1 protein-coding gene and 1 pseudogene are annotated in these 1226 nt (G+C 27.4%); both read left to right on the plus strand.

Annotated elements, in window-relative coordinates; all coding sequences use genetic code 11:
- Positions 1-94: 94 nt before the first annotated feature.
- Positions 95-220: pseudogene (locus BBROOKSOX_RS11255) on the plus strand (toxin C-terminal domain-containing protein); the annotation flags it as partial.
- Between the two features lie 4 nt (positions 221-224).
- Positions 225-773, plus strand: coding sequence for a DUF3885 domain-containing protein (locus BBROOKSOX_RS11260; protein WP_139661933.1), 549 nt, complete (start codon positions 225-227; stop codon positions 771-773).
- The last annotated feature ends 453 nt before the right edge of the window (positions 774-1226 follow it).

Genomic DNA, 1226 nt, shown 5'->3' on the forward strand with positions numbered 1-1226 from the left:
TTTTTGCGGTACTGGATAAAAAGCAGTTTTGTTGATTTAGATGGTTGGAAAAATGGGTGGTTTTGGTTTGTTTGGAGTGGTTTTTAAGGGGCGACTAACTAGAGACATAAAGTCACATAATGGAGGTGTTTGGAAAATAGCAAACAGTGTAAAAAACTTAGGTGCTAAAAAAACTAGACTTGGCACAGCAGATAAAAGTTTAAAAATAATTGGAGATTGAGTAAATGAATAAAGATGATTTAGATATTTTTAATAATATTCCTCCATTTGGTAATTACTTTAGAGAAGTTTATAATAAAAAATGGTTTAGGATTCACAGTTTGTATAACGGAAAAAGATATTCAGATTCTAAAATAGAAAATAAAGAAATTTTACTTAGAAATCAAACTGTATTTAATAAAATTATGAATGGCGAAATAGTTGGCTTTTTAACTGCTTTTGATAGTAGTTTAGAATCTCAAAATAAGCAATGGATAAATTCATTAGACTTACACTACTTTACCACATACGATATTGCAGAAGATAAAGATAATGAATATCTTGTTGATGCTTATTATTTTATTCTTAATAAATCAAAACTTAATGATAGCATGATACTTGATATTGCAGGTAATGATTTTGATGGCGAGTTATTATTTTATTCTTTGAATACTGGAAATATATTTGCACCTTATGATGGTGGGATAGATTTAATAATAGAAAATAGCAAAGAACTTATTGAGCATAAAAAATATTTTTCAAAATGGCTTTCTAATAGAAAAGATGGGCTTTAAATTTAAACAAAGGAACACCACCATTTTTTTTAATAAAAACTAAAAACAATAAAACAACCCTCAATATAAGGCATTATTGCCCTAATATGCGATATTAAATAAAGGGAACACCTTGAATTTAAAATCATAAATAATGGGTTGATTAAATAAAGGAAACAAAGGAAATGCTACTCTTTTATTTTTTTACTGACACAACCTTAATTGTTGGTCGGATGAGTAAATATTTTTAATAAATCAGAATACACTTTAATAAAACAGTATATAACTCCTGTAAGAATTGGTAAAGCCAACAAATATCGCCCTATAACTAGTCAACCCTTAAAAACCACACAACAAATTGATTTATAACAATAAAACCAACAATAACCATAGACAAATCAACCAACTTTTTCTAAAATACCTCTTATTTCTTGGTTGTTTTGCTTAAAAAAATGTTAACTAAATCCAGCCCAA

The organism is bacterium endosymbiont of Bathymodiolus sp. 5 South, assembly GCF_900128535.1.
Taxonomy (GTDB): domain Bacteria; phylum Pseudomonadota; class Gammaproteobacteria; order PS1; family Pseudothioglobaceae; genus Thiodubiliella.

Excerpts from the sequence above, each read along its gene's own strand:
- BBROOKSOX_RS11260 (WP_139661933.1), top strand. The coding sequence starts at position 225 with ATGAATAAAGATGATTTAGATATTTTTAATAATATTCCTCCATTTGGT.